This window comes from Ferrimonas balearica, assembly GCF_019802055.1.
GTDB classification, from domain to species: domain Bacteria; phylum Pseudomonadota; class Gammaproteobacteria; order Enterobacterales; family Shewanellaceae; genus Ferrimonas; species Ferrimonas balearica_A.
Map to the genome: position 1 here is coordinate 642,080 of NZ_JAHVHW010000007.1, position 13,758 is coordinate 655,837.

A 13,758-nucleotide genomic window follows, 5' to 3' on the forward strand; every position below is an offset into this window, starting at 1 on the left:
TTATAAAGCCGCCTCCCCAGGGCGGCTTTTTCTTACCGCTCTATACGTTTCTTTACGTTTTCCAATCTTGAAAACCTTTCACCGGACCCCGATCATTCTGTCATGGGCGCCCGGCACCGGGCACTCGACCATTATTAGGAGAAACAATGAAGCGCATCTTCCTCTTTTTGCTGACCAACCTTGCTGTTGTGCTGGTGCTGGGCATTGTCCTGAGCATCATCACCTCTGTTTTGGGGATCCAGCTCCACAGCTACACCGGTATCCTGGTGCTGGCGGCGGTGTTTGGTTTTGGCGGCTCTCTGCTCTCTCTGCAGATGTCCAAGTGGATGGCGAAAAAGTCGATGGGTCTGCACGTGATCGAGCAGCCGCGCGATGAAACCGAAGCCTGGCTGCTGGACACCGTTGCCCGTCAGGCTCAGCAAGCCGGTATCAAAATGCCGGAAGTGGCGATCTACTCCGGCCCGGAGATGAACGCCTTTGCCACCGGCCCCAGCCGCAACAACTCTCTGGTCGCGGTTTCCACCGGCCTGATGTACGGCATGAACCGTGACGAAGTGGAAGCGGTTCTGGCCCACGAAGTGAGCCACGTTGCCAACGGTGACATGGTGACCATGGCCCTGATCCAGGGTGTGGTGAACACCTTTGTTATCTTCGCAGCCCGACTGATTGCCGGTACCGTCAGCAACGTACTGAGCAGCGATGAGGACAGTGGTGAAGAAGCCAGCTACATGACCTACATGGTGGTCTCTTTCATCCTGGAGATGATCTTCGGCGTGCTGGCGTCCGTCATCGTGATGTACTTCTCCCGTCAGCGCGAGTTCCGCGCCGATGCGGGTGGTGCTGCTCTGGCAGGTCGCGAGAAGATGATTGCCGCACTCGAGCGTCTGCGCCACGGCCCGGAAAGCTCCATGCCGGCAAACATGGCCGCATTCGGCATCAACGGTAAAGGCGGCAGCCTGACCGAACTGTTTATGAGCCACCCGCCCCTGGAGCAGCGCATCGATACCCTGCGCAGCGGCGCATAACGGCAAGTGAATGAAAGACGGCGACCCTCGGGTCGCCGTTTTTGTTTATGGAATGATGCCCTGAGCCAACGGATAATGCAGTCACAAGTGCTTGCGTTGAGTCCACTATCCTCATATACCTAATACAACACAGAAAAATGACTGTGAGACAAAGACTTGTAGAGCCTGAACTGGACTCATTGCGGTAACGCCAGGGCTCAACTAGTTTTTATGAACTGTGTGAGCATACCGAAGTCCGCTGCGGGCTAAGGTTTTGGAGGATAGAAACGTGTTTAAACAACTGCTCTGTGCCCTGTTTGGTCTGGGCTTGGCTTTTGGTGTGGTCGCCGCCGATACCCTGGCGGATATGCATGCGGAGATGAATGGCTGTGAAAGCTGCCATCAGGATGGTACGCCTTCAAGTGACTATGCCTACGAAAACGAACAGTGTGTCTCCTGCCACGGTGCTGAGTCAGAGCTGCCGGGCGAGCAACATGCAGCGCATGCGGACATTCTGGTGTGCTCCGACTGCCATAAACCTCATGAGATGGAAGTTGGCCAGAAGCCCACTTGCGATGCTTGTCATGATGATGGCCGTCAGCCGTAATCGGTGAAGACGAGTCACAGTAAACGCCGGCATTGACCGGCGTTTTTCTTTTCGCGAAAGGATGTCAGTTCATTGATATTCGTCACTTTATTCAACCAGAATTCTGGAATTCTGCGATCTGATCAATGGTTTGTCTCATTCTGACTTGATACAGTGTGCGCGTCTTCAAGTTGGGGTCTTACTGTCTTATGCAGGGATCACTGACTTGGGCAATATACTGTGTGAGGATGAGAAAAATGTTCAAACAACTGCTGATCGCACTGTTCGGTGCCGGCCTGGCTTTCGGTGTTGCTGCCGCCAGCGTCGTTTCCGACATGCACGCCGACATGTCCGGCTGTGAAACCTGCCACGCTGACGGCATGCCGTCTGACGACGGTGCGCACGAAGCTGCTGCTTGTGCTGACTGCCACGGTGGCATGGCTGATATGGCCGAGCCCCACCCGCAGCACGATGGCATGATGGAGTGTACCGACTGCCACAACGTGCACGAAGACCAGGTAGGTCAGGCTCCGGCCACTTGTGACAACTGTCACTAACAGCAAGAACGCCGCATAAAGCGGCGTTTTTTTATGGGCCGGCGTCAGTCCGGTTTCCTTATTGCTTCTCCCTGCCTACAATGTCGCCCTCAGATCAGGAGGGCCAGATGCAGTATCCCGTCAACGAAATCTTTGAAACCATCCAGGGCGAAGGCCACTTTACCGGTGTGCCGGCCGTTTTCCTGCGCCTGCAGGGTTGCCCGGTCGGGTGTGCCTGGTGCGATACCCGCCATACCTGGGAGGTGGATTCCAAAGATGAGGTGACCCAGGACGCCGTGATTGGCGCAGGTGATGGTGAGCCCCGCTGGGCTGGCTGGGATCTGGATACGCTGGTGGCGCATCTGACTGGCCCGCAGTACCGGGCCCGGCATCTGGTGATTACCGGTGGTGAACCCTGCCTCTATGACCTGCGACCGCTCACCGAGCGGATGCACGCTGCGGGATGGCGCTGCCAGATCGAAACCTCAGGCTGTTTTGAGGTGCTGACCCATCCGGACACCTGGGTAACGGTATCCCCAAAAATCGGCATGAAAGGGGGCCTTGAAGTTCAGCGTTCAGCGCTGGAGCGGGCCGACGAGATCAAACATCCGGTGGCGATGCAGAAGCACATTGATGAACTGGATGCGTTGCTGGAAGGTGTGGATCTGAGTGGAAAGACCGTGGCGCTGCAGCCGATCAGCCAGCAGCATCGTGCCAATGAGTTGTGTGTGCGGGTCTGCATCGAGCGCAACTGGCGTCTGTCGATCCAGACCCACAAATACCTGAATATCGATTAAGCGTCGGGGCCGCGGTATTTGCAGCCTGACGTGCAGGTTTCCTTAATCGCCACTTCACACAGCTGAGGCAGACTGGGCTTCAGCTCGTTCCAGATCCACTTGGCCAGCACTTCACTGGTGGGGTTCTCCAGACCGGGGATGTCATTGAGGTAGTGGTGGTCAAGCCGCTCCCAGATCGGTTTAAAGTGGGCTTTCAGTTCGGCAAAGTCCATGACCCAGCCTGTATGAGGATCCACCTCGCCACTGACGCTGATGCGCACCAGGAAGGAGTGACCATGCAGGCGACCACACTTGTGACCCGTGGGGACATGCGGCAGCTTGTGCGCCGCTTCGAAGGTAAACTCTTTATAGATCTCGACGGACATAACTTCGGACTGACGATAAAGGGGCGCCAAGTTTGCCACGCCGCCGCTACTCAGGCAACCTGTGGCCCCTTGGTCAAATTAGTAATACCTTAGTAACCCTAGGGTTAATATCGATAATTCCGAATTTTCGTTCGAGTCGTTCCGTTTAATCGATTGGCACTAACCGCCTAATTCAGGTAGAAATTGTTTTTGGTTTCGTTCGAATTTTGGCAGGAGACGAGCATGAAGAGGATTTTGGGCAGTGTAGCAGCCCTGCTGCTGATGGGTTGTGGAGGTCCGGAAGCCACTTGGGTCCATCCAACCAAAGACGGGCAAGGGTTTATGCAGGACCGTGATCACTGTAACCGTCGTACCGATGAGAGTGCAGCGAACTTTAACGACCGGTTTGCCCAGTGCATGCAGCAGCGTGGCTGGACACTGGAATCTCACTAAGTCAGTGTGAGATTCGGGAAAGAAATAGGGAGACCAAAGGGTCTCCCTTTTTTGTGTATGGTGTAAACACACCGGTTTCCAAGGAACGCCCGATGAAAAAAACGATACCTGTCTCCCCGGATGAGCATCAGGTGCTTGAACATAAAGGCACGGAGCGACCCTTCAGTGGTCGGTTTCTCACCCTGACGGATGAGGGGACTTACTGCTGTCGCCGGTGTCAGGCACCGCTGTTTCGTTCAGACCACAAGTTTGAGTCCGGCTGTGGCTGGCCCGCTTTTGACGATGAGATCGCCGGGGCGATCCGTCGTGAAACCGATGCGGATGGACGTCGCACCGAAATTCTGTGTGCCACCTGCGATGGCCATCTCGGCCATGTGTTCGAGGGTGAGCAACTGACTCCTAAGAATCTGCGGCATTGCGTGAATGCCCTCGCGATGAGCTTTACTCCCGCAACGGTAACCACGGGATCTGAAACGGCGGTATTGGGTGGCGGCTGCTTCTGGTGCCTGGAGGCGCTGTTTCAGCGTGTCATTGGTGTCGAGTCGGTCACCAGTGGCTATGCCGGGGGCGAGGCAAAAGACGCCGATTATCGAACCGTGTGCGGCGGTCAGAGTGGCCATATTGAGGTGATTAAGGTGGTGTTTGACCCCAGTGTCCTCAGTTTCGGGCAACTGCTGGAGCTGTTTTTTGATTGTCACGATCCCACCAGTTGGGATCAGCAGGGGGCAGACAAAGGCAGTCAGTACCGCAGCGCCATCTTCTGTCAGAGTGAAGCCCAGCGTGAAACCGCCCTCGGGCAGATTAAGGCACTGGAGCAGATGGGACGGGGCAGGGTGGTGACCGAATTAAGGGATGCGGAAACCTTCCACTCCGCCGAGGATTACCACCAGGACTACTTCAATCAGAACCGTGAACAACCCTACTGTCACTGGAACATCCGGCCCAAGCTGGCTGCTCTGACTCAGAAATATGCCGATCGCCTGCAGCCGGAGGAGGAGGGCTAACCCCGACAAGTACCAAGAGGGCAGCCAGACTGGTGAAGAGCCCCACTGGCGGCTTGGGATAAGTTTCGTTAGGGTAGGGCCATCTGTTTAAGGAGGCTCTTACCCGTGTCTGTCAGTGACATTATCAACGCCCGTCCAGCGCCGGTCGGCTCCATTCTGGTGGTCTGCATGGGCAACATCTGCCGCTCTCCCACGGCTGAGGCGGTGTTTCGTCATCGCGCCTCGGGGCTGGGTCTGGATCTGCAGATCGATTCAGCAGGGACCATCGCCTATCACGCCGGAGAGGGGCCGGACCCGCGGTCCCGCTCGGCGGGTGAGGCAAGAGGCTATGACTTCTCCGGTATCGTGGCGCGTCAGATCCGTAAGGTGGACCTGGAGCGGTTTGATCTGGTTCTGGCCGCAGACCAGCAAAACCTGGCGGATATTCAGCGTCTGGCCACTGGCGGCGTTCATGCGCATGTTGGCCTGATCCTCGATAGCCTGGGGCAGGGCAGCCGCGAAGTGCCGGATCCCTACTACGGTGGCGCACGAGGCTTTGAGCAGGTGCTGGACCTGATTGAAGCCGCTGCCGATGGCTGGTTGTCGGCACTCAGGTCGCAATATCGTTAAGCGTTCTTGCAGGCAAAAAAAAAGCCACCCAATCGGGTGGCTTTTCTGTGTGGGAGTGATTACTCCACAGGACGGGTCATGTTGGCCGTCACCATCATGCGGTAGCGATTCACTGCGAAGTCGTTAGCCTTGGCTTCGTACTCCGGCACGCTGACCTCAATCAGGGGCATCTCGGCGTCAATGGTCTCCGGAGAGGCCATGGCGGCGTTGACGGCCAGACGCAGGTCCAGACGGCCACGGCGCTCAACTGCCGGAGCGGCTACCGGCTCGGATACCGGAGCGGCTTCAACCACCTCTTCAGCAGCCGGAACTTCGGCTTCAACCGCTTTCACGGTTTCAACCGGCGCTTCTTCGGCGGCTGGCTCAACGACAGCGGCAACCGGCTCAGCAGGCGCTTCCACTTCTTCGGCAACCGCCGGGACAGCTTCCGCTTCCTGAGTTTCAACCGCTTCTGCGGCGACCGGAACCTCTTCCGCTTTCGGCTCAACGTCAGTCGGCTGAGCGGCTTCAGCTTCAACGGCCGGAGCGGCTTCTACCACCTCTGCGGCTTCGGCTACCGGGGTTTCCTCTACAGCGACCGCTTGCTCCACCGGCTTGGCGGCTTCGGCTTCCGGTGCGGCTTCGGCTTCCGGCTGTTCCAGCGGGATGGCCAGCTGTTCCTCTGCCGGGGCGTTCAGCTCAGTGGCTTCCGGATAACGGGCAGTGATCGGATCACGTTGTGCCTGTTCCTCCAGCTCACCGCTGTCAGACTCGTCACGGTGCTGACGACGGCGGCGTTGGCCGGCGGCGCGCAGGTGACGGGGGCTGCGACGGGAGCGACGGTGTGCGTTGCGCTCGTTGTCGGTCAGGGTCAGTTCGCTCTCACCCTGAGTCTCCTCTGTGGCTTCGCTGACCGGAGCCATCGCTTCCACAGGCTGAGCTTCAGTCACTTCTGCTACCGGGGCTTTGCTCACGGTCTCAACCGGGGCGACAGCCTCGGTGACTGGCGTTTCAACCACCGGAGTTTCGGCAACCGGAGCAGCCGGAGTTTCGACAGCGGCTTCTGCGGCGGCTTCACTCTTGGAGGAGGTGCGAACGGAGCGCTCCAGCTGACGGCGCTGGCGGCGTTCACGACGCTGCTCTACCTGCTCTTCACGACGGGTTTCCGCTGCGGCTACCGCTTCCTGTTCGGTCACTTCGGCCGGCTTTTCGGCACGCGGCTCCTTTTTACGGCGCTCACGACGGCTGGATTCACGACGCTCTTCGGAAGCCTGTTCGCGACCCTCTTTTACCGGCTTGGCAGCGCGCTCCTGACGGGGTGCTTCTTCACTGCGGTCACGGTCACCACGACGGTCGCGACGGTTACGGCGACGCTCTTTGTTGGCGTCGACCTTACCTTGCTCTTCCTGTTCAGTGCGCTCGGTGCGTTCACCGCGCTTGCGGCCACGGCGGTTGCGATCCTGACGGTCACCGCGCTCACCACGCTCACCACGCTCACCGCGTTGACGGCGTTGACCACCGCGCTCGCCGCGCTTCTCTTTCGGCTTGGCTTCTTCTTCCTTGCTCTCGCCACCGAACAGCCCCTTGATGGCGGCACCGATGCGGGTCAGCAGGGAGGGTTTGGTCTCTTGCTGGGCTTGAGCCTTAGGCTGACGCTTCGGCTTCTGGGCAGGACGCTCGGCAGGTTTCTCGGCCTTGGTCTCTTTCTCAGCTGCCGGGGCGCTCAGGCCCTGCAGAACCGGCTTGTCGCCCTGCTGACGCTCCAGCTTACGCGGCTCGTACAGTTTGGCCTCCGGGCGGTCTACCAGGCTGTAGCTCGCTTCGGTAATGGTGTCGTCCTTACGGTGACGTACCACGGTGTAGTTGGGGGTCTCCATGTGGGGGTGCGGAATGACGTACACCTCCACTTTGTGGCGCTGCTCAATGATGCGAATCGCTTTGCGCTTCTCGTTGAGCAGGAACGCGGCCACGTCGGTGGGCACTTGAGCTTCCACCTGGGCAGTGTTTTCCTTGATCGCTTCCTCTTCCATCAGACGCAGGATGGAGAGCGCCAGGGACTCGGTGCCACGGATGGTGCCCTGACCGTTACAGCGCGGACACAGGTGTGCAGCAGACTCGCCCAGAGAGGGACGCAGACGCTGACGGGACATCTCAAGCAGACCGAAGCGGGAGATGCGGCCAATCTGTACGCGGGCACGATCCTGACGAACCGCGTCACGCAGACGGTTTTCCACTTCACGCTGATGGCGCACCGGGCCCATATCGATAAAGTCGATCACCACCAGGCCACCCAGGTCGCGCAGGCGCAACTGACGGGCAATCTCGTCTGCGGCTTCCAGGTTGGTCTGCAGCGCGGTCTCTTCGATGTCACCACCCTTGGTTGCACGAGCGGAGTTGATGTCTACCGCGGTCAGTGCTTCGGTCGGGTCGATAACGATGGAGCCACCGGACGGCAGGCGCACTTCACGCTGGAAGGCGGACTCAATCTGGGTCTCAATCTGGTAGTGGGTGAACAGCGGCACTTCGCTCTGATAGAGCTTGAGCTTGCTCAGGGCGTCAGGACGCACCAGGCCGATGTGCTCTTTGGCTTGCTCAAAGATGCGCTGGTGGTCGATCAGGATCTCACCGATATCGGTGCGCAGGTAATCACGGATGGCGCGAACGATGACGTTGCTTTCCTGGTGGATCAGGATCGGGGCAGGGCGGCTGTCCGCAGCCTGCTTGATCGCATCCCAATGGTGCAGCAGCACTTTCAGGTCGTCCGCCAGTTCATCGGCGGCTTTGCCCACACCGGCGGTGCGAACAATCAGACCCATGCCCTGGGGCACTTGCAGCTTGGAGAGGGCTTCTTTCAGCTCAGAGCGCTCATCCCCTTCGATACGGCGGGAGATACCACCTGCACGAGGGTTGTTGGGCATCAGAACCAGGTAGGAACCCGCCAGGCTGATGAAGGTGGTCAGGGCTGCGCCCTTGGTGCCACGCTCCTCTTTGTCCACCTGGACGATCACTTCCTGACCCTCTTTGATCACCTCTTTGATGTTGGGGCGACCAGTCAGAGGGGCACCGTCGACAAAGTACTCGCGGGCGATCTCTTTGATGGGGAGGAAACCGTGACGCTCTGCACCGTAATCGACAAAGGCGGCTTCAAGGGAGGGTTCTACGCGGGTGATTTTCCCTTTGTAGATGTTGGCTTTCTTCTGCTCATGACCAGGACTTTCGATGTCCAGATCATAGAGACGTTGGCCATCTACCAACGCGACGCGCAACTCTTCTGATTGAGTTGCGTTGATCAGCATTCTTTTCATTTTGGTGACTTATTCCATTTCTTGTCACCGAACAGGTCGAGTACCGGAAAAGCCGGCACCCCAAGGCGTTAAGCAGCCTCACGGCTGGACTGGGGGTGGAGGCACGGTGGAATAAACCCACACTCTAGAGCAGGCAGCCGCGGGCGCACCGCGGATGGTCTGGTTGCCTGATAGGCCTCATTGTCAACGCGCTAACGCGCGGTAATCAGCCGCCGGAGCGTCTGATGAAATCTTTCTCTCTGCCGGGCTTTTGGCCGGTCAGACCTGTATCGGTAACAGTGCTTACTTTCTTCAATGATTACGGGGTGGGGAGCCAGCCTCTAAGGAGGCGCCGTCGCCAGTACAGGGGCATCAATTTGTGGCCGCCTGTCCGGGGTATGGTCTGTGGGTAATCCGTGAAACTGCAAGATTACTGGCCCTTTCCTGGCCCCGACCGGGATGGCATGGCCATCTTGAGGGCATTCTGAGCCCACCGGTGCGACAAGAATAGCAACTTTGCAATTCCTCAGCAATTATCGAACTGCGTATTTGGGGCCCTTTCTGGCTCGGTGTACACTAGCGCCCATGAAAGAGTCCGTTTCCAAACCCAGTCCCCAGGTTCAATGGGTCGACATCACCGAAGACCATGCCGGTCAACGAATTGATAACTTCTTGCGCACCTTCCTGAAAGGGGTGCCAAAGAGTCTGATTTACCGTCTTTTGCGCAAAGGCGAGGTGAGGGTCAATAAAAAGCGCGTTAAACCGGAATACAAGCTGGCTGATGGGGATCAGATCCGCATTGCCCCGATTCGCGTGGCTGAGCGGGACGATACCGTCGCGCCCTCTGCCAAGCTGGAGAAAGTGGCGCAGCTGGAGAACCAGATTGTCTACGAAGACAAGGTGATGCTGGTGATCAACAAACCGTCCGGCATCGCGGTGCATGGCGGCAGTGGCATCAACTTTGGCGTGATTGAGGCGCTGCGGGCGCTGCGCCCCAATGAGCGCCAGCTTGAGCTGGTTCACCGTCTGGACCGGGCCACCTCCGGTTTGTTGATGGTGGCCAAGCGCCGTTCTGCCCTGAAGCATCTGCAGGATCAGCTGCGTGAGAAGACCATGCGCAAGCAGTACCTGGCGCTGGTTAAGGGTAAGTGGAACGCCAAAACCCGAGCGGTGCAGGCACCCCTGCTGAAAAACACCCTGAGCTCCGGCGAACGCCTGGTGCGGGTCGACAGCACAGGTAAGCCTTCGGAGACCCGTTTCCGCATCGTGGAAGGGTTTGAGCAGGCCACGTTAGTGGAAGCCAGCCCGATCACCGGTCGTACCCACCAGATCCGCGTGCACACCCAGCACGCCGGTCATCCGATCGCCTGCGATGAGCGCTATGGCGATGACGAGTTCGACACCCTGATGCGAAGTAAAGGGCTGGATCGTTTGTTCCTGCACGCATTCCGGCTCTCCTTTACCCATCCGGTAGAGGAGGTGACCATGACGGTGGAAGCCCCCCTGGATAATCAACTGGAAGCGATACTGGAGACACTGCGCTGATGGAACGACAGTACGAGCTGATCATCTTTGACTGGGATGGCACCCTGATGGATTCCGTCGGGCGCATTGTGGAGTGTTGGCAGGAAGCGGCACGTTCATTGTCGCTGCCGGTGGCGGACGATAACGCGGTCCGTGGAATCATCGGGCTCTCCATGGCGGAAGCGATTCAGACGCTGGTGCCTGGCTTGGATGAGGGTCAGACCCTGACGTTCCGTGAACGCTACCGTGACCTTTATGCGGATCCCGCTCTGGCGCCCACGCCGGTGTTTGATGGCGTTGAGGCTCTGCTGGAGTCCCTCCAGGCGAGCGGCCATAAGCTGGCGGTGGCGACGGGAAAAGCGCGGCACGGTCTTGAGCGGGCGTTTGGCCACAGTGGCTTGAAACACCACTTTGTCAGCTCTCGTACTGCCTGTGAAACCGCCTCCAAGCCGGACCCTCAGATGGTGCTGGAGCTGTGCCGGGAGCAGGGCGTTGCACCGTCCCGGGCCCTGATGGTGGGGGATGCCTGGTTCGATCTGGAGATGGGACGCCGTGCCGGGAGCGACACCGTCGGGGTCAGCTACGGTGCCGGCAGTACAGAGCATCTTCTGACTGCGTCACCCAAAGCGGTGATCCACCGTCCTCTTGAACTGCTGGAGTGGGTCTGACCCCGTCGGCTTACTGCTTCCCTTCCAAAGCACTGGCCAGCTTGGCATCGAGTTGGCCAGTCATCCAATCTTTCAACATCACCCAGTCAGCCAGAAAGCTGTAGAGCGGATACTGAAACGTGGCGGGGCGATTGTGTTCAAATCCGAAGTGGCCAATCCAGGCAAAGCCATAGCCGATCACCGGCAGCAGCCACACCCATTGCCAGTTGCCACTGGCGATCAGATAACCCAGACAAGCCAATACCAGCAGAGAACCGGTGTAGTGCAGTGCCCGACAGCGGCGGTCGCTGTGTTCACTCAGGTAGAAGGGGTAAAACTGGTGGAAACTCTGAAACCGTTTTTCGCTCATGGGGACTCCCTGTCCTCAATATCTTCCCTCTTTTGTAGCGAAGGACCCGCCCCCGAGCAAGGCGATTACGCTTTCTGAAGGGTCAGGACATCCACCCCTTCGTTGGCCAGCAACTCGCCGAGGCTAATCAAAGGCAGGCCAATCAGCGCGTTGGGGTCACGGCCGGTCAGGCGGTCAAATAGCATGATGCCGAGCCCCTCACTTTTGAAGCTGCCCGCACAGTTATAAGGCTGCTCCGCCTTCAGGTAACCCTCAATCTGAGCGTCGCTCAGCGATTTAAAGGCCACTTCGAAGGGCTCCACCAGAGTCTGGGCCTGGCCGGTGGCGCTGTTCAGCAGGGTCAGGCCGGTGTAGAAGGTGACCACTTCACCGCTGGCAGCTTTTAATTGCGCAACGGCTTTCTCGTGGGTGTGGGGCTTACCGAGGATGGCGCCTTTGACGACAGCGACCTGATCGGAGCCGATGATCAGCGCGTTAGGATGACGCTCGGCCACGGCGCGAGCCTTGGCCTCAGAAAGACGGCCAACCAGCGCCTGGGCGGTTTCGCCCTCTAATGCGGTTTCGTCCACTTCGGGCTTGTCGCAGACAAAGGGCAAGCCCAATTTTTCCAGCAGCTCGCGGCGGAAGGGGGAGGTGGATCCGAGGACCAGAACCTTATCCATAGTTACCTGTGACTTCATTCAATGGAAAGTGGGCCGCAAAGGCTAACAAATCCCGTTGACAGCACCAAGGTAAACACGTAAAAAGCGGACCTCGCCGAGCACGCTTCGTATTAGTATAAAGCCGCGTCAGGCGGGGTTCCCGGGTCTAAAATTTCCTTTGACTCGGTACAGTTCAACCATTAAGATGCGCGCCTTATGCAGAATGTACGAATTCCGGTAATGCTGAACCCGGCTCGTTGCGCTCAACGGGGCCTTAGCTATGAGGGTATCCTCCCAGCCAAGGTACTGAAGCGCGTGAACGGTGCCAGCGCCGGCGACTGCACTGATGTGCGGGTGTTCGTTGAATGTGGCATTGATGTTCAGGGGATAGTCTACCTCAAGGGGAAGGCTGTGACGGAGCTCACTCTGGTATGTCAACGCTGCATGAACACTTACAGCCATCCGATCGCGGTTGAGTTCGCATACAGTCCTGTGACTGACGATTCACAGATTGATGAGCTCCCGGACGCCTATGAGCCTGTCGAATTAGACGAAAATGGCGAGGTACACCTTCAACATCTCATCGAAGATGAGGTACTGCTGGCTTTCCCCATCGTGCCGATGCACGATTCTGAAGACTGCAGCCAATCTTCGCGGGATGTGACGGTTGGGGTTTTGCCCCGTACCGACCCTGCTGATGAGCGTCCGAAGAACCCGTTCGCGGTGTTAGAAACTCTTAAGCGAAATTAATCGAGGAGATTGGGGCCATGGCCGTACAACAGAACCGTAAGACTCGTTCCAAGCGTGGTATGCGTCGCTCTCACGATGCACTGACTGCATCTCAACTGTCTGTAGACGCCACTTCTGGTGAGAAGCATCGTCGTCACCACGTGACTGCCGACGGTTTCTACCGTGGCAAGAAGGTCATCAACCTGTAAGTTGACCTGCTCTTGTCCAATCTAACCTTAGCGTTAGATGCCATGGGGGGCGATCACGGCCCCCATATCACAGTGCCTGCAGCTTTGCAGGCACTGGCGCTTTATCCCCAACTGACCATCATCCTGGTGGGTGACCGCATCGCCATTGGCGAACAACTGCGTCGTCATCACCGAACCGAATCCTCCCGACTGCAATTGCTGCACGCCGAACAAGTGGTATCGATGTCTGATCGACCGCTGCACGCGCTGCGCAACCGCCGTAAGAGTTCCATGCGCCTGGCGCTGGAGCTGGTCCACGAGGGCAAGGCGGATGCCTGTGTCAGTGCCGGCAATACCGGTGCCCTGATGGCGATGGCCAAAGTGGTGCTGAAAACGCTGCCGGGGATCGACCGCCCGGCTCTGACCACCGCACTCCCTACTACCACCGGCGACCCCGTCTACATGCTAGACCTGGGGGCCAACGTCGTGTGCGATTCAGAAACTCTGTTTCAGTTTGCGGTGATGGGCTCCGTTCTTGCGGAGTGTGTGGGCAATCGTCGCCGTCCCCGGCTGGCGCTGCTCAATGTTGGAGCGGAGGAGATCAAGGGGAACGATCAGGTTCAGCAAGCGGCTCAGCTACTGCAGGCCACCCCCCAGCTGAACTATCGCGGATTTATCGAAGGTGACGCTATCTTTACCGGTGCCGTGGATGTCATTGTCTGCGACGGATTCATCGGTAACGTCACCTTAAAGACCACGGAAGGGATCGCTCGACTCTTGGTGCAACAGATGCGCCAAGCCATGGAGGGCAATCTGCTGGCCCGAATTCTGGGCTTGCTGCTCAAAAGCCGACTTAAGCGGCTCTATAAGCAAATGAACCCCGACCAGTACAACGGTGCGACTCTGTTAGGATTGCGCGGTATTGTGGTCAAGAGCCATGGCAATGCTGATCAAGCGGCCTTCCTGCGCGCCATCGAAGAGGCGGTGCTGGAAGTGTCCCGTCAGGTGCCGGGCCGAATCAAAAGCCGACTCGAGTCGGTGTTGTTGGATAAATCCTAAGTCT

16 protein-coding genes are annotated in these 13,758 nt (G+C 58.2%); 12 read left to right on the forward strand and 4 right to left on the reverse strand.

Going from position 1 to position 13,758, the window contains the following annotated elements:
• Window positions 1-146 precede the first annotated feature (146 nt).
• From htpX to queE, 4 genes are all read left to right on the forward strand, one after another.
• A complete protein-coding gene (htpX, locus tag KUV52_RS10410; RefSeq protein WP_222525874.1) occupies window positions 147-1,025 on the forward strand; it encodes a protease HtpX in 879 nt (292 codons plus the stop codon).
• Between the two features lie 268 nt (window positions 1,026-1,293).
• Complete coding sequence (locus KUV52_RS10415) at window positions 1,294-1,611, forward strand: cytochrome c3 family protein (protein ID WP_222525875.1); 318 nt, start codon at window positions 1,294-1,296, stop codon at window positions 1,609-1,611.
• 236 nt (window positions 1,612-1,847) lie between these two features.
• Complete coding sequence (locus KUV52_RS10420; protein ID WP_222525876.1) at window positions 1,848-2,147, forward strand: cytochrome c3 family protein; 300 nt, start codon at window positions 1,848-1,850, stop codon at window positions 2,145-2,147.
• 107 nt (window positions 2,148-2,254) lie between these two features.
• A complete protein-coding gene (gene queE, locus KUV52_RS10425; RefSeq protein ID WP_222525877.1) occupies window positions 2,255-2,923 on the forward strand; it encodes a 7-carboxy-7-deazaguanine synthase QueE in 669 nt (222 codons plus the stop codon).
• Here queE and queD read toward each other — a convergent pair.
• Window positions 2,920-3,288 carry a 6-carboxytetrahydropterin synthase QueD gene (gene queD / locus KUV52_RS10430; protein WP_222526828.1) on the reverse strand — a complete coding sequence of 123 codons (369 nt, stop codon included), beginning with the start codon at window positions 3,286-3,288 and terminating at the stop codon, window positions 2,920-2,922. The genes queE and queD overlap by 4 nt on opposite strands.
• Window positions 3,289-3,510: 222 nt before the next feature.
• On the opposite strand from queD, the gene KUV52_RS10435 reads away from it, so the two are divergent.
• The 3 genes from KUV52_RS10435 (at window position 3,511) to KUV52_RS10445 (ending at window position 5,333) form a co-directional block, all read left to right on the forward strand.
• Window positions 3,511-3,720, forward strand: a complete 210-nt coding sequence (locus KUV52_RS10435; RefSeq protein ID WP_222525878.1) for a hypothetical protein — start codon at window positions 3,511-3,513, stop codon at window positions 3,718-3,720.
• A 92-nt stretch (window positions 3,721-3,812) separates the two neighbouring features.
• The gene (locus KUV52_RS10440) at window positions 3,813-4,724 is read left to right on the forward strand and encodes a bifunctional methionine sulfoxide reductase B/A protein (protein WP_222525879.1); all 912 of its coding nucleotides are present in this window, start codon (window positions 3,813-3,815) and stop codon (window positions 4,722-4,724) included.
• A gap of 105 nt (window positions 4,725-4,829) precedes the next feature.
• Window positions 4,830-5,333 (forward strand): low molecular weight protein-tyrosine-phosphatase, encoded by a 504-nt coding sequence (locus tag KUV52_RS10445; RefSeq protein ID WP_315900151.1) that lies wholly within the window; start codon window positions 4,830-4,832, stop codon window positions 5,331-5,333.
• A 59-nt stretch (window positions 5,334-5,392) separates the two neighbouring features.
• Here KUV52_RS10445 and rne read toward each other — a convergent pair whose 3' ends face one another.
• Window positions 5,393-8,617, reverse strand: coding sequence for a ribonuclease E (gene rne, locus KUV52_RS10450; RefSeq protein WP_222525880.1), 3,225 nt, complete (start codon window positions 8,615-8,617; stop codon window positions 5,393-5,395).
• A gap of 564 nt (window positions 8,618-9,181) precedes the next feature.
• Here rne and rluC point away from each other — a divergent pair.
• Together rluC and KUV52_RS10460 are read left to right on the forward strand one after the other, a co-directional pair.
• On the forward strand, window positions 9,182-10,141 hold the full coding sequence (gene rluC / locus KUV52_RS10455) for a 23S rRNA pseudouridine(955/2504/2580) synthase RluC (protein WP_222525881.1): 960 nt from the start codon (window positions 9,182-9,184) through the stop codon (window positions 10,139-10,141).
• Complete coding sequence (locus tag KUV52_RS10460; RefSeq protein WP_222525882.1) at window positions 10,141-10,788, forward strand: HAD family hydrolase; 648 nt, start codon at window positions 10,141-10,143, stop codon at window positions 10,786-10,788. Before rluC ends, KUV52_RS10460 begins: the two co-directional genes overlap by 1 nt.
• Before the next feature lie 10 nt (window positions 10,789-10,798).
• Here the strand turns inward: KUV52_RS10460 and KUV52_RS10465 are convergent, their stop codons facing one another.
• Together KUV52_RS10465 and KUV52_RS10470 are read right to left on the reverse strand one after the other, a co-directional pair.
• On the reverse strand, window positions 10,799-11,137 hold the full coding sequence (locus KUV52_RS10465; protein WP_222525883.1) for a DUF962 domain-containing protein: 339 nt from the start codon (window positions 11,135-11,137) through the stop codon (window positions 10,799-10,801).
• Window positions 11,138-11,202: 65 nt separating this feature from the next.
• Complete coding sequence (locus KUV52_RS10470) at window positions 11,203-11,799, reverse strand: Maf family protein (protein ID WP_222525884.1); 597 nt, start codon at window positions 11,797-11,799, stop codon at window positions 11,203-11,205.
• 195 nt (window positions 11,800-11,994) lie between these two features.
• Between KUV52_RS10470 and yceD the strand changes: the two genes are divergently transcribed.
• From yceD to plsX, 3 genes are read left to right on the forward strand one after another with little or no spacing between them, the layout of a single operon-like run.
• Window positions 11,995-12,528, forward strand: a complete 534-nt coding sequence (gene yceD / locus KUV52_RS10475) for a 23S rRNA accumulation protein YceD (RefSeq protein ID WP_222525885.1) — start codon at window positions 11,995-11,997, stop codon at window positions 12,526-12,528.
• A gap of 17 nt (window positions 12,529-12,545) precedes the next feature.
• Complete coding sequence (gene rpmF / locus KUV52_RS10480; protein ID WP_222525886.1) at window positions 12,546-12,716, forward strand: 50S ribosomal protein L32; 171 nt, start codon at window positions 12,546-12,548, stop codon at window positions 12,714-12,716.
• Between the two features lie 12 nt (window positions 12,717-12,728).
• A complete protein-coding gene (gene plsX / locus KUV52_RS10485; protein WP_222525887.1) occupies window positions 12,729-13,754 on the forward strand; it encodes a phosphate acyltransferase PlsX in 1,026 nt (341 codons plus the stop codon).
• The last annotated feature ends 4 nt before the right edge of the window (window positions 13,755-13,758 follow it).